This window comes from Rhodococcus sp. LW-XY12 (genome assembly GCF_019317345.1).
GTDB lineage: Bacteria > Actinomycetota > Actinomycetes > Mycobacteriales > Mycobacteriaceae > Rhodococcus > Rhodococcus pyridinivorans.
The window spans coordinates 1,716,210-1,735,938 of record NZ_CP079225.1; the positions used below are offsets into that span (position 1 = coordinate 1,716,210).

Below are 19,729 nucleotides of genomic sequence, written 5' to 3' on the forward strand. Positions count from 1 at the left end.
TCGTCGGGCAGCGTCACCTCCGCAACGACAACCAGATGGCGCCGTGCGCAGGCAAGGTCACCCGAGCCGAGGCGGGACGCCCGTGCCACGAATGTTCGTCCGCCTCCACGGCGCCGAAGTTGCCCGCTCCGTTGCCCTGGTAGGCGGTCGCGTCCGTGTTGAGGACTTCCTCCCACGTGCCCGGTTCGGGCAATCCGACACGATAGTCGGCGTAGGTGGTGCCCGAAAAGTTGTGCAGGCACGCGACCACCGAGCCGTCGCTGCCGTAGCGCAGGAACGACAGGACGTTGTTGTGCGCATCGTTGGCGTCGATCCACGAGTATCCGCCGGGCGTGGTGTCGAGCGTGTAGAGCGCCGGGTGCGAGCGGTAGATGCCGTTGAGATCGCACACCAGCCGGTGGATACCGGCGTGGAGCGGTTCGTCGAGCTGCCACCAGTCGAGGCCGCGTTCTTCGGACCACTCGGCGACCTGCCCGAACTCCTGGCCCATGAACAGCAACTGCTTGCCGGGATGGGCCCACATGTAGGCGAGCATCGAGCGCAGGCCGGCGGCGCGTGTGGCGTCGTCGCCCGGCAGTCGCGTCCACAGCGTGCCCTTGCCGTGGACGACCTCGTCGTGGCTGATGGGGAGTACGAAGTTCTCGCTCCACGCGTACACGAGCGAGAACGTGATCTCGTGGTGGTGGTAGGTGCGGTGCACGGGATCGCGGCCGAGATAGCCGAGGGTGTCGTGCATCCAGCCCATGTTCCACTTCATGCTGAAGCCGAGCCCACCGACGTTCGTCGAGCGGGTCACGCCCGGCCAGGAGGTCGACTCCTCCGCGACCGTCACGATCCCCGGATAGTGCTTGTGGACGGTGGCGTTGAGTTCCTGCAGGAACTCAACGGCCTCGAGGTTCTCGCGCCCGCCGTAGATATTCGGCGTCCAGCCGCCCTCGGGGCGCGAGTAGTCGAGGTACAACATCGAGGCCACGGCGTCGACGCGCAGACCGTCGATGTGGAACTCCTCGATCCAGTACAGGGCGTTGGCAACGAGGAAGTTCCGCACCTCGGGCCGGCCGTAGTCGAAGACGTAGGTGCCCCAGTCCAGCTGTTCGCCGCGGCGCGGATCGGGATGTTCGTACTGGGGGCTGCCGTCGAAGCGCGCGAGCGCCCACTCGTCCTTCGGGAAGTGGGCGGGCACCCAGTCCATGATCACGCCGATCCCGGCGGCGTGGAGACGGTCGACGAACGCGCGGAACTCGTCGGGAGTGCCGAACCGGGAGGTGGGAGCGTAGTAGGAGGTGACCTGGTAACCCCACGACCCGCCGAAGGGATGCTCGGCGACCGGCAGCAGCTCGACGTGCGTGAAACCGGTCTCGAGGATGTACTCGGCGAGCTGATCGGCGAGTTCGACGTAGTTCAGGCCCGGGCGCCACGAACCGAGGTGCACCTCGTAGACCGCCATCGGTTCCTGCCAGGGCTGCGCTTTCTCGCGGGTCGCGACCCAGTCGTCGTCGTTCCAGGTGTAGCGACTCTCCGTGACCCTCGACGCGGTCGCGGGGGGCACCTCGGTGGCGAACGCCATCGGGTCGGCCTTGTCGCGGACGGATCCGTCGCGGCCGTGCACCCGGTACTTGTACAGCGCGCCCGGTTCGACACCGGGAACGAAGACCTCCCAGACACCGCTCGAGCCGAGCACCCGCATCGGGGCGGTGCGTCCACCCCAGCCGTCGAAGTCGCCGACGACGGTGACCCCGCGTGCGCCCGGTGCCCACACAGCGAAGGACGTGCCCGTCACCGGGCCGTCCGGGGTCTCATAGGTCCGCGGATGGGCGCCGAGCACCTCCCACAGCCGTTCGTGCCGGCCCTCGCTCAGCAGGTGACGGTCGAGCTCGCCCAGCGTCGGCATGAAACGGTAACCGTCCGCGACGACCTCGACGTGATCGAACGGGTAGGTCACCACGAGCCGGTAGTCGGCGAGATCGAAGACCGGGATCAGGGCGCTGAAGACGTCCTCGCCCACGGGTTCGAGCGGATGGTCGCGACCACCGATCCGGGCGGCGACCTTCTCGGCCCCGGGGCGCAGTGCCCGGATGACCGTCCCCTCCGGATGCGAATGAGCCCCGAGCACCGCGTGCGGATCGTGGTGCTCACCGGCGGCGAGCAGGTCGAGGTCCTCCGGTCGCGGGCTGTGGCGCCGGCGCGGAACATCGGCGCCCGGCGTCTGGGGCGGCACGGTCACGACTGCCTCCTGTAGGCGAGCGTTGTGCGGGTGGGGATGCCGATCGGGGGCAGGACCAGGATGTGCGCCACCGCCCGCCACGGCTCGAGGCGCACGTAGTTGGCCTGTCCCCACGAGTACTGTTCCCCACTCACCTCGTCGTAAACAGGGAAGTGGTCGTGCCAATCGTGTCCGATCGCCGGCATGTCGAGCCAGACCGTGCCCTGTTCGGCCCCATAGGGGTTGAGGTTGATCACCGTGAGGACGCAGTCCCCGGTGGACGGATCGAACTTCGAGTAGGCGATGAGCGCGTCGTTGTCGACGTGGTGGAAGGCGATGTTGCGCAGTTGCTGCAACGCCGGATGCGCGCGCCGGATGCGGTTGAGGGTGGTCAGCCACGGTTCGAGCGACTCGCCGCGCCGGCGTGCCTCGTCGTATCGGCGCGGCCGCAACTGGTACTTCTCCGAGTCGAGGTACTCCTCGCTGCCCGGCCGCACCGCGAGGTGCTCGAACAGTTCGTACCCCGAGTACACGCCCCACGAGGGAGCCAGGGTGGCGGCGAGCGCCGCGCGCAGCGCGAACATGCCCGGTCCGCCGTGCTGCAGGGTCTCGTGCAGGATGTCGGGGGTGTTGACGAACAGGTTCGGCCTGGCCTCGTCGGCCTTCGCGGCGATCTCGGTACCGAACTCGGTGAGCTCCCATTTCGCGACCCGCCACGTGAAATACGTGTAGGACTGCGTGAATCCGCGTCGCGCGAGCCCATACATGCGGGCGGGCCGGGTGAACGCCTCCGACAGGAACAGCACGTCGGGATCGGTGCGCTTGATCTCGGCGATGAGCTGCTCCCAGAAGTTCGGGGGCTTGGTGTGCGGATTGTCGACGCGGAAGATGTCGACGCCCAACCGGATCCAGTGCCGGACCACGCGCAGGACCTCGGCGTAGATGCCCTCGGGGTCGTCGTCGAAGTTGATCGGATAGATGTCCTGGTACTTCTTGGGCGGGTTCTCCGCATACGCGATCGTGCCGTCGGGCAGCACGGTGAACCATTCCGGATGCTCACGCGCCCACGGGTGGTCGGGGGCGCACTGCAGGGCGAGATCGAGGGCGACCTCGAGCTCGAGTTCCTTCGCGCGGGCGACGAAATCGCGGAAGTCCTGCTCGGTGCCGAGTTCGGGGTGGATGGCGTCGTGGCCGCCCTCGTCGGAACCGATCGCCCAGGGCGACCCGACGTCGTCCGGGCCGGCGACGAGGGTGTTGTTCGGTCCCTTGCGGTTGACCTTGCCGATCGGATGGATCGGGGGGAGGTAGACGACGTCGAAGCCCATCGCCGCGATGCGCGGCAGATCTGCGGCGGCCGTGGCGAAGGTGCCGTGCCGCGGGGTTCCGTCCTCGTACCAGCCTCCGGTGGACCGGGGAAAGAACTCGTACCAGGAGCCGAACAGCGCGCGGCGACGATCGGCGAACGCCGTGAACGCCTTTCCACGCGTGATCAGCTCGCGGAGCGGATGGGCGCGGAGGATCTCGGTGACGTCGGGGGCGAAGGCCGGGGCGATGCGCTCGGCCAGCGGACGGTCGGAGCGCAGGGACGCAGCGACCGCGAGGAGAGCGGGACGGTTGCCGCGCGGTGCGCCTTTCGCGGCCTTCTCGAAGATCCGTGCGCCGACCTCGAGGTCGTTCGCGAGTTCGGCGGCGTCCTGCCCGGCGTCGGTCTTCGCGGTGACCGCGTGCCGCCAGGTCGCCACCGGGTCGCTCCACGCCTCGACCCGGTAGGTCCACGCACCGACGCTCGTGGGGGAGAAGGTGGCGTGGAAGGTGTCGGGTTCGGTGCCCGGAACCATCGGGATCCGCACCAGCCTGCCGGCGGATTCGGGATCGTCGGCCGGTCCTCGAACGGCGAGTGTCGCGGCGATCGCGTCGTGGCCCTCGCGCCACACCACGGCGGAGACCGGCACCACCTCCCCGACGACCGCCTTCGTCGGATAACGCCCTCCGTCGATGGAGGGTTGTACGTCGTCGATGGCGAGCCGACCTGTCACGCTAGCTCCGTTCCGTGCGGGTCCGGGTGGACGAGCAGGGCCGATGGGGGCAACGACCGTGTCTCGAACCACCGTAATGGAGGTCGCGCCGCGCGGCTGTGCATGCGGCGGGACCCGCGAAGGATCCCCTCTGCAGCGGCGAAATTATCTGTAACTCACCATTCACTTCAATTGACCGGACGGCAACACCCCGCTCCCTACTGTTTGTTCTGCAAGACGACAACAGCCTCCTCGGAGGCACGACGAAGGGAAGAACACATGGGTCTGGTTGCCGGGCTGATCGGAGTCGTCGGAGACCTGCTGCACCTGCTCCTCGGCGGACTCTGAGTCCACCGGCCGACGGGAGGTCGGCCGCAGGAGAGAAGGCCCCGCGGTGTGGCCCTCTCCGGGTGCCGGGCGATCCTGTCCGCGACCGGCATGGATCCGGGCACATGAGATCCGCCGCCCGGCCGTCACGAAGCTCGGTCGGTCGGTAGTGTGCACCCCGTGAAAGCACTGCGCCGGTTCACCGTACGAGCCCATCTTCCCGAGCGGCTGGCTGCGCTGGGAGCCCTGACGGCCAACCTCAGATGGTCGTGGCACCCGCAGACCCAGGACCTGTTCGAATCGGTCGACCCGGACCTGTGGCGCCGGTGCAGCAATGACCCTGTCCGACTGCTCGGCGAGGTGCCGCCGGCCCGACTCGATGCGCTCGCCGAGGACGGCGACTTCCTCGCCCGGCTCGACGCCGCTGCCGCCGACCTCGAGCACTATCTCACCCGCCCCCGCTGGTTCCAGGAACAGCAGGAGCGCGGCACGACACTGCCCGCCGGCATCGCCTACTTCTCCATGGAGTTCGGTGTCACCGAGGTGCTGCCGAACTACTCCGGCGGCCTCGGAATCCTTGCCGGCGACCACCTCAAGGCCGCCTCCGATCTCGGCCTGCCGCTCATCGGCGTCGGCCTGCTATACCGGTCCGGCTACTTCCGGCAGTCGCTCAGCGCCGACGGATGGCAGATGGAGCACTACCCCTCCTACGACCCGCAGGGCCTGCCGCTGCGACTGCTCACCGAGGCCGACGGCACCGCCGCGCTCGTGCAGGTCGCCGTGCCGGGCGGGCGCACACTCGACGCGCGAATCTGGATCGCCCAGGTCGGGCGCGTCCCGCTGCTGCTGCTCGACTCCGACATCCCGTCCAACGACGAGGAGCTGTGCGGGGTCACCGACCGCCTCTACGGCGGCGACCAGGACCACCGCATCAAGCAGGAGATCCTCGCCGGCGTCGGCGGTGTCCGCGCGGTGCGCGCCTACACGCGCATCCACGGCCTGCCCGACCCCGATGTCTTCCACATGAACGAGGGACACGCGGGCTTCCTCGGCGCCGAACGCATCCGCGAACTCGTCACCGGCGCCGGACTCGACTTCGACGAAGCGCTCGCCGCCGTGCGGGCCGGCACGGTCTTCACCACCCACACCCCCGTGCCCGCGGGTATCGACCGCTTCCCGATCGATCTCGTGCGCCACTACTTCTCGGGCACCAACGGCGAGAACGAGTCGGCACTGTTGCCCGGCCTCACCGTCGACCGCATCCTCGCGCTCGGACGCGAGAGCAACCCGAACGTGTTCAACATGGCACATCTCGGTCTGCGCCTCGGCCAGCGCTGCAACGGTGTGTCGAAGCTGCACGGCGAGGTCAGCCGCGGCATGTTCGAAGGACTATGGCCCGGATTCGACGCCGCCGAAGTGCCCATCGGCTCGGTCACCAACGGTGTGCACGCCCCCACCTGGGCCGCGCGCGAATGGATCGCGCTCGCCAACCGCCTCGCCGGACCCGACCGCGTCGAGGAGGCCCGCGGCTGGGAACTGCTCCAGACCATCGACCGCAAGGAACTGTGGTCCACCCGGAACGCGCTGCGCGCCCAGCTCGTCGCCGAGGTGCGTCGCCGGCTGCGCGAGTCGTGGCTCGAACGCGGCGCCACCGAGGCCGAACTGGGCTGGATCGAGTCGGTCTTCGATCCGAACGTCCTCACCGTCGGGTTCGCGCGGCGCGTGCCCACCTACAAGCGCCTCACCCTGATGCTGCGCGACCCCGAACGGCTGCGCGCCCTGCTGCTCGACGACGAACGGCCCGTGCAGCTCGTCGTCGCCGGCAAGAGCCACCCCGCCGACGACGCCGGCAAGGCGCTCATCCAGCAGGTCGTGCGGTTCGCCGACGAGTACGACGTGCGGCACCGAATCGTCTTCCTGCCCAACTACGACATGTCGATGGCCCGCTATCTGTACTGGGGTTGTGATGTGTGGCTGAACAACCCGCTGCGCCCGCTCGAGGCGTGCGGTACGTCGGGCATGAAGTCGGCTCTCAACGGCGGTCTCAACCTGTCCATCCGCGACGGATGGTGGGACGAGATGTTCGACGGCGAGAACGGCTGGGCCATCCCCACCGCCGACGGGGTCGACGACACCCGCCGCGACGATCTCGAGGCCGCCGCGCTGTACGAGTTGCTCGAACGCTCGGTGCTGCCGCGCTTCTACGACCGCGACTCCGACGGTGTGCCGGCCCGCTGGATCGAGATGGTGCGCCACACGCTCGAGGATCTCGGCCCGAAGGTGCTCGCCTCGCGCATGGTGCGCGATTACGCCGTCGACTACTACATCCCCGCGGCCGCGGCAGCCTCGAAGGTGACCGCCGACGACTACGCGGGTGCGCGGGCGCTGGCCGACTACCGGCACCGCATCGAGGCGGCGTGGCCGGGAGTGCGTGTCGCGCAGGTCGATTCGACGCCGATCCCGGACGTGCCGCAGATCGGCCTGCCGCTGGGGCTGACCGCGCACGTCCAACTCGGCGACCTGACACCGGAAGATGTCGAGGTGCAGGCCGTGGTCGGGCGCGTGGGCTCCGACGACACGATCGGCGACCCCGTCACCGTGCCGATGCAGCACATCGGTACCGACCCGCTGGGAGAGGAGTTCACCGCGACCGTGCCGCTGCCGCTCGCCGGCGCCGTCGGCTACACGGTGCGGGTGCTGCCCAGGCACGGGCTGCTCGCCTCACCCGCCGAACTCGGCATGGTCGCGCTCCCGTAGGAGATCAGGACCCGCCGGGTGCTCAGCCGCGCAAACGCGTGAGTGCCCGGCGGACCACCGCCGGATCGGCCGTCTCCCAGAACGGCGGCAGCGACGCACGCAGATAACCGCCGTACCGTGCGGTCGCCAGGCGCGAGTCGAGCACCGCCACCACACCCCGGTCGTCGGTGCTGCGCAACAGTCGCCCGACACCCTGCGCCAACAGCAGAGCGGCGTGATTGGCGGCGACCGCCATGAACCCGTTGCCGCCGCGAGCCTCCACGGCGCGCTGCCGGGCGACCAGCAGCGGATCGTCGGGGCGGGGGAACGGAATCCGGTCGATGATCACCAGCGACAGCGACGGGCCCGGAACGTCGACGCCCTGCCACAGCGACAGGGTGCCGAACAGGCTCGTTGCGTCGTCGGCTGCGAACTTCTCGACCAGCGCGCCGGTCGCGTCGTCGCCCTGGCACAGGATCGGCGTGTCGAGACGCTCGCGCAGCGCCTCGGTGGCGGCCTTCGCGGCGCGCATCGAGGAGAACAACCCGAGCGTGCGCCCCTCGGCGGCGGTGACCAGTTCGGCGATCTCGTCGAGATGCGAGGGCGGCAGACCGTCGCGGCCGGGTGGCGTCAAATGCTTGGCGATGTAGAGGATGCCCGCCTTCGCGTGATCGAAGGGCGACCCCACGTCGATCCCATTCCACGCGAGATCGCCCTTGTCGGAAGGAGGTTCGGCACCCGACGCGGAGGTGGTGTCGCTGCGGGCCGGCGACTGCGGCGGCAGACCCCAGTTGACCGCGAGGCCGTCGAACGACCCGCCGACCGTGAGGGTCGCGGACGTGAGGACGACGGTGGACTCACCGAACAACCGGCTGCGCAACAACCCACCGACCGACAGCGGCGCGACCCGCACGGTGCGGCGCACGTTGCCGCGGAACTCGTCGGCGGCAAGCCACACGACGTCGGGTCGCTGCGAAGGGTCTCGCTGCTCGAAGGTCGTCAGCACCCGGACCGCGCAGTCGTGTACCTCGTCGATCTCCGCGAGCGCCTGACTGCGGGCCGCGGCGACCTCGGGATCGGTGCCGGGCTTGGCCGGTCCGATCGCCGTGTGTACGGCCCAGGCGGCATCGCGGATCGAGGCCAGCGCGGCCGCCGCGCCCTCGGGCAGTTCGTCCCAGCGCCCAGCCGGCAGTTCTTCGAGGAACGACTCCCAGTTCTCGGCGGCACCGTCGAGCCGGTCGATCTCCTGGTCCTCGACGAGCTTGACGCAGCGCCGCGCAGCCGCCGACACCGTGCCCGGCGACAACTCGGCCGTGGCGACGTTCGTGATCCGATCGACGAGTTCATGGGCCTCGTCGACGACCACGACATCGTGCTCGGGCAGGATCGAGATGCCGGTGATCGCATCGATCGCGAGCAGCGCGTGGTTGGTGACGACCACGTCGACCTGCGCGGCCTCGGCGCGCGCGATCTCGGCGAAGCAGTCTTCTCCCACCGGGCACCGCGACTTGCCGAGGCACTCGCGGGCGGTGACGGACAGCTGACGCCACGCCTGATCGGAGACACCGGGGGACAGGTCGTCGCGGTCGCCGGTCTCGGTGGTGGACGACCACTCCGTCACCCGCCGCACTTCGCGGCCGATGCGCGAGAGGGCGAACGCGTCGAACAGTTCGGCGTCGGGCGTCTCCTCGGCGAGACCGGTATGGATCTTGTTCAGACACAGGTAGTTTCCGCGACCCTTGAGGATCGCGAAACGCGGGCGACGGCCGAGCGAACCGGCGAGGGCGTCGGCGAGTCGCGGCAGGTCGCGCTCGACGAGCTGCCGCTGCAGCGCGATGGTCGCGGTGGAGACCACCACGGTGCGACCCGTCTTCACCGCGTAGCGGATGCTCGGCACGAGATAGGCCAGCGACTTGCCGGTACCCGTGCCGGCCTGCACGGCGAGGTGTTCGCCGGTATCGATGCTGTGCGCGACGGCCGAGGCCATCGTCAGCTGGTTTCGCCGCTCCTTACCGCCCAGCGCGTGCACCGCGGTTCGCAGCAATTCTGGGACTTCGGGGAGATCCGGCACCGGCACAGGCTATCGGTCCCCACCGTCACCTTCGGTCTGCGGCCCAGCTACCTGTGACTTCGGTGATATCGGTGACGCCGGGAAGGTCGGTGACCAGCTCGACACCGGCCTTGCGCATCCGCTCGAGGGCTGGGCGGATCGTCGTCTCCGACACCCCAGCGGTGTACGGCAGTAGCACCCGGGCGCCGAAACCCTCCGCGATCGCGTCGAGCGCGGTGGCCCGCACACAGTGGTCGGTGGCGATCCCGACGATGTCGACGTCCGTCACGCCGCGGTCGCGCAACCACGACGCCAACGTCGTGCCCTCGTCGTCGATTCCTTCGAAGCCGGAATAGGTGGCGTCGTCGGCACCCTTCGAGAAGACGGCCTCGAACCGGTCCGTAGTCAGTTCCGGGTGGAAGTCCGCGCCCGGCGTCCCTGCCCGGCAGTGCGGCGGCCACGAGTCGACGAAATCGGGTTCGGGAGAGAAATGGTCTCCGGGATCGACGTGGTGGTCGCGGGTTGCGGCGATGTACGTGTAGTCGTCACCGTGCGCCTGCAGGAACCGGGTGATGTCGGACGCCACCCGCGAGCCGCCCTCCACGGCGAGCGAACCGCCCTCGCAGAAGTCGTTCTGGACGTCGACCACCAGCAATGCGCGCATGGCACTCACCCCTCACGGACGAAGCGGGTGGGGAGGGCGGGATCCCCGGCCGAGAGCGTCAGGCCCTCCCACGGCAGACGCACCATGCCCTGCCGGAGGTACTCACGGCTCTCCTCCAGGGTAGGCAGATCGCCGACCGCCTCGCCGCCGCGGACCAGCGGGATCATCAGTTCGTGGACCTGTGAACCCTCGCCCGGCGGGACCTGCTCGGCGCGGGCCGGGTACACGACCTCCTCGACGAGCGTGCCCGTCCTCCGCGCGTACCGGACGGCCCGCTTCGCGCCCCCTCGGGACTCCTTCGACGCACTGCGCTTCTCGACCGCGAGGCCATCGACCTCCACGAGCTTGAAGACCATGCCCGCCGTCGGAGCCCCCGAGCCGGTCACCAGCGAGGTGCCGACGCCGTAGCCGTCGACCGGTTCGGCGCGCAGACCCGCGATCCCGTATTCGTCGAGATCACCGGACATCACGATCTTCGTGCGGGTCGCGCCGAGTCCGTCGAGTTGTTCGCGCACCTGGCGGGCGAGCACACCGAGATCGCCCGAATCGATCCGCACGCCACCGAGTTCGGGGCCGGCCACCGCGATCGCCGTGTTCACGCCCTCGGTGATGTCGTAGGTGTCCACCAGCAGGGTCGTGCCCACACCGAGACTCTCGACCTGGCTGCGGAAGGCGGACGCCTCGTCGCGACCAGCCGTCGTGGTGTGCAGCAGGGTGAACGCGTGCGCGGCGGTACCCGCTGCGGGGATGCCGTACCGCTGTGCGGCCTGCAGATTGGACGTCGAGTCGAAGCCCGCGAGATAGGCCGCGCGCGCCGCGGCGACCGCCGCTTCCTCGTGGGTACGCCGCGACCCCATCTCGATGAGCGCGCGGCCGTCGGCCACACTCACCATGCGCGCCGCCGCGGAGGCGATCGCACTGTCGTGGTTGAAGATCGACAGCGTCAGCGTCTCGAGTAGCACACACTCGGCGAAGGTGCCGCTCACCGACAGGATCGGTGAACCCGGGAAGTAGAAGTCGCCCTCGCGGTAACCGTCGATGTCGCCGGAGAACCGGAAGTCGCGCAGCCACTCGACGGTGCGCGGAGCGAGAAAACCGGCGGCGAGTTCGAGTTCGGCCTCGTCGAACCGGAACGATCCGAGTGCCTCGATCAACCGCGCGGTGCCTGCGACGACGCCGTACCGCCGGCCCGGGGGAAGACGCCGGGCGAAGACCTCGAAGACGCACGGGCGGTCGCCCGTGCCGTCCGCCAGGGCAGCCTCGAGCATGGTCAACTCGTACTTGTCCGTGAACAGTGCGGTGCCGGGACGACCGGCACGGTGAATGGCTTCGGGCACCCGATCACTGTAGAGCCACGGCCTCCGAGGCGGGTTTTTCGCCGTGCTCCGAAGTCGTACCCTGGGAACATGGCGCCGTGTAGTACGACCACTCCGCTCGACGTCCGATTCATGGCCGGCCAGGCCGTTCCGGCCATGGCGGGACAGGCCGTTCCGGCCGAGGCCGAAATCGTCGAGGAGATCGAAGCGGTCGACAGGCCATGGGTGACCGTGGTCTGGGACGACCCCGTCAACCTCATGCACTACGTGACGTTCATCTTCCAGAAGCTGTTCGGGTACAGCAAGGCCAAGGCCACCGAGCTCATGCTCAAGGTCCACAACGAGGGCAAGGCCGTCGTGTCGAGTGGTTCGCGTGACAAGATGGAACACGACGTGCAGCGTCTGCACGCCGCCGGACTGTGGGCGACGATGCAACGCGACGAATGATCCCCACAGGAGGGCCCGACCGACGTGCGGCAGTGGACCAGGAAGAACTCGCTCAGCGGCCCCAAGCTCCGGTCGGAGATGGACGCCCACGAAGCGTCGGTGCTGCGGTCGCTCGTGTCCTCCGTGCTGGGCATGCTCGAGGAACGCGCCGGACAGACCCCGCAGGACGACCTCGCGGCGCTGACCGGCCTGCGCACCGGTAACGCCACCCCGCCCGAGATCCCGGCGCTGCGACGACTCCTTCCCGACTTCCACCGCCCCGACGCCGATGCCGTCGCCGATGTCGGCGACGACGCCGCCGACCTCAACGGTGCGATGCGGAGCCTGCACGAACCGAGCATCATCGATGCGAAGCTCGCCGCCGGCGCGGTCATCCTGCGCACCGTGCCCGAAGGCGGCGGCAAGGTGGTGCTCAATCCCGAACAGGCCGAAGCCTGGCTGTACGGGCTCAACGACGTGCGGCTCGCGCTCGGCACCACCCTCGGCATCGACGCCGACACCCCCGACGTCCTCGACGACGACGATCCGCGTGCCCCGCATCTCGACGTCTACCACTGGCTGACATGGATGCAGGACTCCCTCGTCCAGGCGCTTCAGCCGTGACCGTGCCGGGGCCGACCGATTCGCTGCTCGACGTGGCGGGTCTGAGTGTCGGTCACTGGCAGCGCCACGATCCCGAGGTCACCGTCGGCACCCCCGAGATTCCCGGTACGGGCGCCGCCACGGGATGCACCGTCGTGCTCGCCGACCCGTCCGCCGTCGCATCGGTGGACGTGCGCGGCGGGGGACCGGGAACCCGGGAGACCGACCTGCTCGATCCGAGTCATTCCGTGCAGCGTGTCGACGCGGTCCTCCTCACCGGTGGCAGCGCATACGGGCTGGCCGCCGCCGACGGCGTGATGCGCTATCTCGAGAAGAACGGCAAGGGCATCCCGATGGGCGCGCCCGGCGCGGTCGTCCCGATCGTCCCCGGCGCCGTCATCTTCGACCTGCCGGTGGGTCAGTGGTCCGCGCGCCCGACCGCCGATTCCGGATGCACCGCCGCGGCCACCGCCAGCTCCACGCACCTCGAGCGCGGCAGCGTCGGCGCCGGCACCGGTGCCCGCGCCGGGGCGCTCAAGGGCGGCATCGGCTCGGCGAGCGTGCGGATCACGGACGGTCCCGCGACCGGGGTGACCGTGGCGGCACTGATGGTCGCCAACCCCGTCGGCTCGGTGTTCGACCCCGTGACCGGACTGCCCTGGGGCGTCGACGCCGCGCGAGCCGAAGAACTCGGACTGTCGTCGCCCTCCGCGGCGGATCTGGCCGCGGCCCGCGCGCTCGGCGACAAGGGCACCGTCCTGAACACCACGATCGGTGTGGTCGCCACCGACGCACCGCTGTCGAAGGCGGCGTGCCGTCGCGTCGCGGTCACCGGGCACGACGGTCTCGGCCGCGCGATCCGTCCCGCGCACTCACCGCTCGACGGCGACACGATCTTCGCCCTCTCGACCGGCACCGCCGACGTCTCCGACGCACTGGGCGACGCCTCGTCGATCCTGGCCTTCGCCGCCGAACTGCCGATCCTCGCCGCGGTGTGCGAGGCCGCCGCGGTGGTGGTCGAACGCGCGATCGTCGATGCGATCCTGTCCGCGACCTCCGTGGCCGACATCCCCGCCTATCGCGACGTGCTGCCCTCGGTCTTCGGCCACTGACCGGTACGTGACGGCAGAATGGTGCCATGACCATTCCCAGCGGCACCGGCGCCGACACCCGCATCCGGCCGATCTGGCAACGTGCCGGACTGTGGATCGGCGGGTTCGTCGCGATGCTCTACGGCATCGAGACCGTCGATGCGGTGCTCCCCGCCGATCTCGACGCGGCCGGTGTCGAACCCCGCACCGCCGACGGGCTGTGGGGCGTGCTGTTCGCGCCGATCCTGCACGCCGACTGGGCCCACCTCACCGCCAACACCGTGCCCGCGCTCGTCCTCGGCTTCCTGGTGCTGCTCTCCGGCATCGGGCGCGGCCTGGCCGCGACCGCGATCATCTGGGTCGTCGCAGGAGTGGGGACGTGGCTGATCGCGGGCTCGGGCGAGACCCACATCGGAGCGTCGAGCCTGATCTTCGGGTGGCTCACCTATTTGATCGTGCGCGGAGTGTTCACCCGCAAGGCCGGGCAGATCCTGCTGGGAGTCGTGGTGCTGTTCCTCTACGGCGGCATGCTGTGGGGGGTGCTGCCGAGCGAACCGTGGATCTCCTGGGAGGGGCACTTCTTCGGTGCGGTCGGCGGCGTTCTCGCGGCGTGGGCGCTGTCCGCGGACGCGCGTCGCGCCCGTCGCACCACCCCCTCGGTCGTGCCGCGCTGACCACCCGCGCCGACAACCCGCCGATCGGCCGCGCGAAGTGGCCGAACGATCCGCGCGTCACACCTTCCCGGCCACTGTGAGTCTGCGCCGCAATACGCGCGTTGGCTTCATCGAGGGACCTTCGGCATGGCAGCATGGCTGATATGCGCATGACCGTTCTGGGGTGCTCGGGCAGTGTGGCCGGGCCGGATTCCGCAGCCTCCGGCTACCTGCTGACGGCACCGGACACCCCGCCCCTGGTCATCGACTTCGGTCCCGGCGTCCTCGGCGCGCTCCAGCGCCACGCCGACCCCGGCGAAGTGTCGATCCTCCTGTCCCATCTGCACGCCGATCACTGCCTCGACCTGCCCGGTCTGCTGGTCTGGCGCCGCTACTCGCCGTCCCCGCCGCAGGGCCGCGTCCTCACCTACGGTCCCGCCGGCACCGCCCACCGCATCGGTGTGGCGTCCGCGGAGATCCCCGGCGAGGTCGACGACGTCAGCGACACCCTGGACGTCCGGATGCTCGGCGACGGCGAGCAGATCCGGTTCGGGAGCCTGACCATCTGCCCCGGCCGCGTCCACCACCCGCCGGAGGCCTACGGCTTCCGCATCACCAGCGACTCCGGCCGCACCCTCGTCTACACCGGCGACACCGGCATGTGCGATTCGGTCGTCGAACTCGCCCGCGGCGCCCACGTGCTGCTCGCCGAGGCGTCGTGGACCCACGCGCCGGGGGAACGCCCCGAGGGCGTGCACCTCTCGGGCGCCGAGGCCGGTCGCGTCGCGGCCCTCGCCGGTGTCGGCGAACTCCTCCTGACCCACATCCCGCCGTGGACCTCCCGCGAGGACGTCATCGCCGAGGCCAAGGCCGAGTACTCCGGACCGGTCCACGCGGTCACCGCCGGAGACGTGTACCGCATCTGAAAGGCCCGCCCCCGGATCGCCTAGGCTCGGACGAGTGACGACACGAGAAGACGGCAGAGCGGACGACGAACTCCGGAGCATTCGCATCACCCGGGGTTTCACCAACCACCCGGCGGGCTCCGTGCTCGTCGAATTCGGACAGACCCGCGTGATGTGCACCGCCAGCGTCGAGGAAGGCGTGCCGCGGTGGCGTAGGGGCTCCGGTCTCGGCTGGCTCACCGCCGAGTACGCGATGCTTCCCGCCGCCACCCACACCCGCAGCGGACGCGAATCGGTCAAGGGCAAGCTCGGCGGCCGCACCCAGGAGATCAGCCGGCTCGTCGGCCGGTCGCTGCGCGCATGCATCGACCTCGCCGCCCTTGGCGAGAACACCATCGCGATCGACTGCGACGTGCTGCAGGCCGACGGAGGCACCCGCACCGCGGCGATCACCGGCGCTTATGTCGCACTGTGCGACGCGGTGACCTACCTGCGTGCCGCGGGCAGCCTCGCCGACCCGCAGCCCATCTCGTGCCAGATCGCCGCCGTCAGCGTCGGCGTGGTCGACGGACGTGTCCGTCTCGACCTGCCCTACGAGGAGGACGTGCGCGCCGAGGTCGACATGAACGTCGTCGCCACCGAGACAGGCACCCTCGTCGAGGTCCAGGGCACCGGCGAAGGCGCGACCTTCCCGCGTTCCACGCTCGACGCGATGCTCGACTCCTCGCTCGCCGGCATCGAGGAACTGTGCCGGATCCAGCGCGAGGTGCTCGCCGAGCCGTACCTGGGCACCCTGCCCGAGCCGGTCGAGGCGGAGGTCGTCAAGAAGAAGTTCGGAGTCTGACGTGCGGGTGCTGGTCGCAAGTCGCAACGCGAAGAAGCTGCGCGAACTGCAGCGCGTGCTCGACCGCGCCGGGATCGACGGCATCGAACTCGTAGGTCTCGACACCGTCCCGCCCTACCCGGAGGCACCCGAGACGGGGGAGACCTTCGAAGCGAACGCCGGAGCCAAGGCCCGCGACGGCGCAGCCGCCACAGGGATGCCCTGCGTCGCCGACGACTCCGGTCTCGAGGTCGACGCCCTGCGCGGCATGCCCGGCGTGCTCTCGGCGCGCTGGAGCGGACGCCACGGCGACGACGAGGCGAACACCGCACTGCTGCTCGGCCAGATGCAGGATGTGCCGGACGAGCGTCGCGGCGCGGCCTTCGTGTCGGCGTGCGCGCTCGTGGTGCCGTCGGACGGCGGATTCGTCACGACCGTCGTGCGCGGCGAATGGCGCGGCAGCATCGTGCGCGAGCCGCGCGGCGAGAACGGTTTCGGCTACGACCCGGTCTTCCGCCCCGAAGGCGAGGAACGCACCGCCGCGGAACTGTCCGCGGAGGAGAAGGACGCACAGTCGCATCGAGGACGGGCACTCGCCCAGCTCGTGCCCGCCCTCGCTGCGCTCGCCGCAAGCGCCTGATTCGCGGCTCGCCGCGAGTCGCTAACGCGCGCCGGCCTGCGTCCCACGTTCCTCGCGCACGGGTTCCGCGGCGCCGGTATCCGATGCAGCAACAGCGTCGGATGCCGGCGCCGCAGTCGTCCCGGTCGTCGGTTGCGTATCCGGTTCGACGGGTTCGGCCGCCTCGTCGCCGCGGGAAAGTTCACCGCCCACAACGGGCCAGCCCGCAGCGACCAGCTGCTCACGGACGCGCTCGACGTCCTGCGGGTCCGGTTCCTCGTGGATCACCCCTGCCACGATCTTCCGCAGGGTGTCGTGGTCGACCTGCCGCTCCGGGTGCTCGGACGCGGTCGCCGCCGCCGTCTCGATCGCCTCGAGAAGTTCCTCGTCGGTGAGCCGACGCTCGAGCACGGCAAGCAACGCGAAGTGATCCTTGGCCGGGATCCCCTCGGGATATCCCGCACGCAACCAGTCCAGTACCACCCGTGGATTCCAACGCGCCATCGCCGCCTCCTCACTCACCGTCCCGCATCGGACCCTTCGAACCGAAGGGTCCGGCGGAAACCCCCTGTCAGGGTCACAGGGTTCCCGCCACGATAGCGAGGAACACCTGGTTCGCCCCGTCAGGGGAGCGACATGTCCCGCAGATACGCCGTGACCATGGCGGTGAGCTCGTCGGCCACGACGTCCCGATCCACCGGGGGACGGTCGAGAACACAGGAGACGGCCACGTTCTCGACCGTGCGCACGAAGATCCACGCGATCGCCTCCACAGGGCGGCTACCGCGTCCGCGGAGATGGAAACGCAGCGACATGGTCCTGACGAGATCGGCTCCCGGGCGCCGGTTGCTCGAACACCTCGGCGACCGTGCGGCACGCCGCGAACTGGCACCGAAGTTCGGTCCCGCGAAGCCGGACGTGGGTGTCCTGCAGGTATGACGAAAGCGGCCGCGGGAGGAGCATGGTGCTCCTCCCGCGGCCGCTTCGATCGGGAACTCGCGACGCGCGCCTACCGCGCAGTCAGCTCGCGTCGTGGGACGAGAGTTCGTCCCCTGCCCTGTCGTCCCCTACCCTGTCGTTCTCTGCCCTGTCCGTCTCCTCGAGGACCCAGCGCATCTCGACGACCGTGCCCTTCGGGCCGGCCGAGACCTGGACGTCGCTGGCCAGATTGCGGATCAGCGTCAGCCCGTGACCGCGTGAACGTCGGGCGTCGCTGTCGACGGCGTCGTGCCAGGAGCCGTGGTCGACGACCCGCACGACCACCTCACCCTCGTTGGGCAGATACGTCGCCTCGTAGTCGAGCGTGCCGTGCGCGTCGTCCGGCGCATAGGCGTGCTCGACGGCATTCGCGAGCGCTTCGTAGCTCGCGAGCAGTATGTCCTGTCGTTGGTCCTCGCTGAGGGGGAGCTTCGCCAGCCACCGCCTCGTGACGACCCGCAGGCCTGCAATCTCGGTCGGGTCGGCTCGCACACCCGACGAACGGATCTCGTCGGGAAAAAGCAAAGCTGATTCCTCGGGCGCAGACGACATGGCTCCTCGGTTCGTCGGGTACGGCGGTCTACTCGGAGACGCCTTCCGGCGAGTTACCGAGGCCGACGAGCGCGTCGTCGAGCTTCGGATGGATCGCCAGGACCTCTCCGAGGCCGAGGAGTTCGAGCGGGCGTGCCGTGGCGCTGCCATGTGCCACGACGGCGAAACCGGTGTTGTCGCCGGCTCGCTTGGACAACTCGACCAACAGAGCGATACCCATCGAAGCGAGGAAATCAACCCCGCTGAGGTCGACGATAAGTCCGGAGATGTCGGTGTCGAGGAGTGCGAGGGCTTCCTGCTCGAGGAGCGGGGCACTCGTCATGTCGACTTCGCCGTTGACGGACAGTACGGCCACGGAGCCGATACGGGTCGTGGAAACAGTCATATGCGGATGCGCGGTCATGGGATCGTTCACCTTGCCATCATGCAAGATCGTGCCGATAGATGCACATATCGGTCCGTCGGCCGAGGCCGCGACCCGCCGTGACCACCCTGTGACCATGCTGTCGCCGAGTCTGTAATGTTCCCTTTCGAGCAGGGAGGGAGGGGCGCCGAGTGGACATGCACCGAGCGCAGAGCGAGTCGGTCGAACCACCGTCGTTGCTCCTCATCGAGGACGATCCGGGCGACGCGCTCATCGTGGAGGAACTCGTCGTCGACAGTGCCCCCGAGATGACCGTCGTGTGGGTGCAGACACTTGCGCAGGCCCGCGACGAACTCGCCACGTCGGCTCCCGACTGCGTACTTCTCGACCTCCACCTGCCCGATGCGAGCGGCCTCGAAGCCGTCGCCCGCATCCAGGAAATCACCGATTCCGTCCCCATCGTCGTCCTCACCGGCCTCGCGGAGGAACAGACCGGCCTCGCCGCGCTGTCCGTCGGCGCCCAGGACTATCTCGTCAAGGGACGCGTCGAACCCGATCTGTTCGGCCGCGCCGTCCGCTACGCCATCCAGCGAAAGCAGACCGAGATCGCTGCGGCGGAACTCCAGGCGAGCCAGCTTCACGCGCAGGAGAACGCCCGACTCGAACGCGGCCTGCTCCCGTCCCCACTCCTGCGCGACGGGCAGGACTTCGACGTCGTCGCCCGTTACCGACCCGGCCGGTCGTCTGCTCTTCTCGGCGGCGACTTCTACGACGTCGTGCAGACCGGCGACGGCACCGTCCACGTCCTCATCGGCGACGTCTCCGGTCACGGCCCCGACGAGGCCGCCCTCGGCGTGGGCCTGCGCATCGCGTGGCGCACGCTCGTGCTCAGCGGGGTAGACGGTCCCCGCCGCTTGCACCAACTCGAGGAACTGCTCGTCGCCGAGCGCACGGAGAGTCGCTTCTTCGCGTCGATGACGAACCTCACGATGTGTGCCGACCACGGCACCGTCGAGGTCATGCGGGCCGGTCATCCCGGGCTGCTGCTCCGCCACGGCGGAACCATCGACTGGATCGAAGCGCCCGGTGGTCCCGCTCTCGGCCTGCTGCCGGGAGTGGCCACCTGGCCCGTCCACGAGTTGGATCTGCCCGGGGACGGCGCGATCGTGTTGTTCACCGACGGATTGTTCGAGGGTCATCGAGGCGACGGCCCGGAACGACTCGGTGAGGAAGGACTCCTCGAGCTCGCGCGCGAACGCGCCCATCTGCCGGCTGCCGAGTTCACCGACTCGCTGATCGACGGTGCCGAGAAACTCGCGGACAGTAGGGGAGGGCTGTCCGACGACGTGGCAGTCGTCCACGTGCAATGGAACAGGAAGTGATCATCACCGCATGACGAACAGC

18 protein-coding genes and 1 pseudogene are annotated in these 19,729 nt (G+C 69.5%); 10 read left to right on the top strand and 9 right to left on the bottom strand.

Features of this window, described 5'->3' with window-relative positions; genetic code table 11:
• Positions 1 to 13 precede the first annotated feature (13 nt).
• Positions 14 to 2,224, bottom strand: coding sequence for a 1,4-alpha-glucan branching protein GlgB (glgB, locus tag KXC42_RS08040; RefSeq protein WP_373922184.1), 2,211 nt, complete (start codon positions 2,222 to 2,224; stop codon positions 14 to 16).
• On the bottom strand, positions 2,221 to 4,239 hold the full coding sequence (locus tag KXC42_RS08045; protein WP_024100506.1) for a maltotransferase domain-containing protein: 2,019 nt from the start codon (positions 4,237 to 4,239) through the stop codon (positions 2,221 to 2,223). The genes glgB and KXC42_RS08045 overlap by 4 nt, the downstream gene beginning before the upstream one ends.
• A gap of 486 nt (positions 4,240 to 4,725) precedes the next feature.
• Between KXC42_RS08045 and glgP the strand changes: the two genes are divergently transcribed.
• Positions 4,726 to 7,302, top strand: a complete 2,577-nt coding sequence (glgP, locus tag KXC42_RS08050) for an alpha-glucan family phosphorylase (protein WP_024100507.1) — start codon at positions 4,726 to 4,728, stop codon at positions 7,300 to 7,302.
• Positions 7,303 to 7,324: 22 nt separating this feature from the next.
• Here glgP and KXC42_RS08055 read toward each other — a convergent pair whose 3' ends face one another.
• The 3 genes from KXC42_RS08055 to KXC42_RS08065 are packed head-to-tail and all read right to left on the bottom strand — an operon-like array spanning position 7,325 to position 11,332.
• On the bottom strand, positions 7,325 to 9,352 hold the full coding sequence (locus KXC42_RS08055) for an ATP-dependent DNA helicase (protein WP_024100508.1): 2,028 nt from the start codon (positions 9,350 to 9,352) through the stop codon (positions 7,325 to 7,327).
• Positions 9,353 to 9,377: 25 nt separating this feature from the next.
• Positions 9,378 to 9,995, bottom strand: a complete 618-nt coding sequence (locus KXC42_RS08060) for a nicotinamidase (protein ID WP_219130143.1) — start codon at positions 9,993 to 9,995, stop codon at positions 9,378 to 9,380.
• Positions 9,996 to 10,000: 5 nt separating this feature from the next.
• Positions 10,001 to 11,332 carry a nicotinate phosphoribosyltransferase gene (locus KXC42_RS08065; protein WP_033096424.1) on the bottom strand — a complete coding sequence of 444 codons (1,332 nt, stop codon included), beginning with the start codon at positions 11,330 to 11,332 and terminating at the stop codon, positions 10,001 to 10,003.
• Positions 11,333 to 11,401: 69 nt separating this feature from the next.
• On the opposite strand from KXC42_RS08065, the gene clpS reads away from it, so the two are divergent.
• From clpS to rdgB, 7 genes are all read left to right on the top strand, one after another.
• Complete coding sequence (gene clpS / locus KXC42_RS08070) at positions 11,402 to 11,758, top strand: ATP-dependent Clp protease adapter ClpS (RefSeq protein ID WP_024100510.1); 357 nt, start codon at positions 11,402 to 11,404, stop codon at positions 11,756 to 11,758.
• Positions 11,759 to 11,782: 24 nt separating this feature from the next.
• Positions 11,783 to 12,361 (top strand): DUF2017 domain-containing protein, encoded by a 579-nt coding sequence (locus KXC42_RS08075; protein ID WP_019288984.1) that lies wholly within the window; start codon positions 11,783 to 11,785, stop codon positions 12,359 to 12,361.
• The gene (locus KXC42_RS08080; protein ID WP_219130144.1) at positions 12,322 to 13,452 is read left to right on the top strand and encodes a P1 family peptidase; all 1,131 of its coding nucleotides are present in this window, start codon (positions 12,322 to 12,324) and stop codon (positions 13,450 to 13,452) included. The genes KXC42_RS08075 and KXC42_RS08080 overlap by 40 nt, the downstream gene beginning before the upstream one ends.
• Positions 13,453 to 13,478: 26 nt before the next feature.
• Positions 13,479 to 14,105, top strand: a complete 627-nt coding sequence (locus KXC42_RS08085) for a rhomboid family intramembrane serine protease (RefSeq protein WP_006554742.1) — start codon at positions 13,479 to 13,481, stop codon at positions 14,103 to 14,105.
• A gap of 143 nt (positions 14,106 to 14,248) precedes the next feature.
• A complete protein-coding gene (locus KXC42_RS08090; protein WP_033096427.1) occupies positions 14,249 to 15,010 on the top strand; it encodes a cyclic nucleotide-degrading phosphodiesterase in 762 nt (253 codons plus the stop codon).
• 34 nt (positions 15,011 to 15,044) lie between these two features.
• Positions 15,045 to 15,833, top strand: a complete 789-nt coding sequence (gene rph, locus KXC42_RS08095; protein WP_006554744.1) for a ribonuclease PH — start codon at positions 15,045 to 15,047, stop codon at positions 15,831 to 15,833.
• Positions 15,834 to 15,840: 7 nt separating this feature from the next.
• The gene (rdgB, locus tag KXC42_RS08100) at positions 15,841 to 16,452 is read left to right on the top strand and encodes an RdgB/HAM1 family non-canonical purine NTP pyrophosphatase (protein WP_219130452.1); all 612 of its coding nucleotides are present in this window, start codon (positions 15,841 to 15,843) and stop codon (positions 16,450 to 16,452) included.
• Between the two features lie 192 nt (positions 16,453 to 16,644).
• Here rdgB and KXC42_RS27585 read toward each other — a convergent pair.
• Positions 16,645 to 16,935, bottom strand: a pseudogene (locus KXC42_RS27585) (DUF3349 domain-containing protein); the annotation flags it as partial.
• A gap of 119 nt (positions 16,936 to 17,054) precedes the next feature.
• Complete coding sequence (locus KXC42_RS08110) at positions 17,055 to 17,246, bottom strand: hypothetical protein (RefSeq protein ID WP_019288989.1); 192 nt, start codon at positions 17,244 to 17,246, stop codon at positions 17,055 to 17,057.
• On the opposite strand from KXC42_RS08110, the gene KXC42_RS27130 reads away from it, so the two are divergent.
• Positions 17,245 to 17,370, top strand: coding sequence for a hypothetical protein (locus KXC42_RS27130; protein ID WP_255027026.1), 126 nt, complete (start codon positions 17,245 to 17,247; stop codon positions 17,368 to 17,370). The genes KXC42_RS08110 and KXC42_RS27130 overlap by 2 nt on opposite strands.
• An 81-nt stretch (positions 17,371 to 17,451) precedes the next feature.
• Here KXC42_RS27130 and KXC42_RS08115 read toward each other — a convergent pair whose 3' ends face one another.
• Positions 17,452 to 17,961: an ATP-binding protein gene (locus tag KXC42_RS08115; RefSeq protein ID WP_247848821.1), complete on the bottom strand. Its 510-nt coding sequence runs from the start codon at positions 17,959 to 17,961 to the stop codon at positions 17,452 to 17,454.
• Between the two features lie 28 nt (positions 17,962 to 17,989).
• A complete protein-coding gene (locus tag KXC42_RS08120; protein ID WP_019288992.1) occupies positions 17,990 to 18,346 on the bottom strand; it encodes an STAS domain-containing protein in 357 nt (118 codons plus the stop codon).
• A 176-nt stretch (positions 18,347 to 18,522) separates the two neighbouring features.
• Here KXC42_RS08120 and KXC42_RS08125 point away from each other — a divergent pair, with 176 nt between their 5' ends.
• A complete protein-coding gene (locus KXC42_RS08125) occupies positions 18,523 to 19,707 on the top strand; it encodes a PP2C family protein-serine/threonine phosphatase (protein WP_235367292.1) in 1,185 nt (394 codons plus the stop codon).
• Positions 19,708 to 19,729 lie beyond the last annotated feature (22 nt).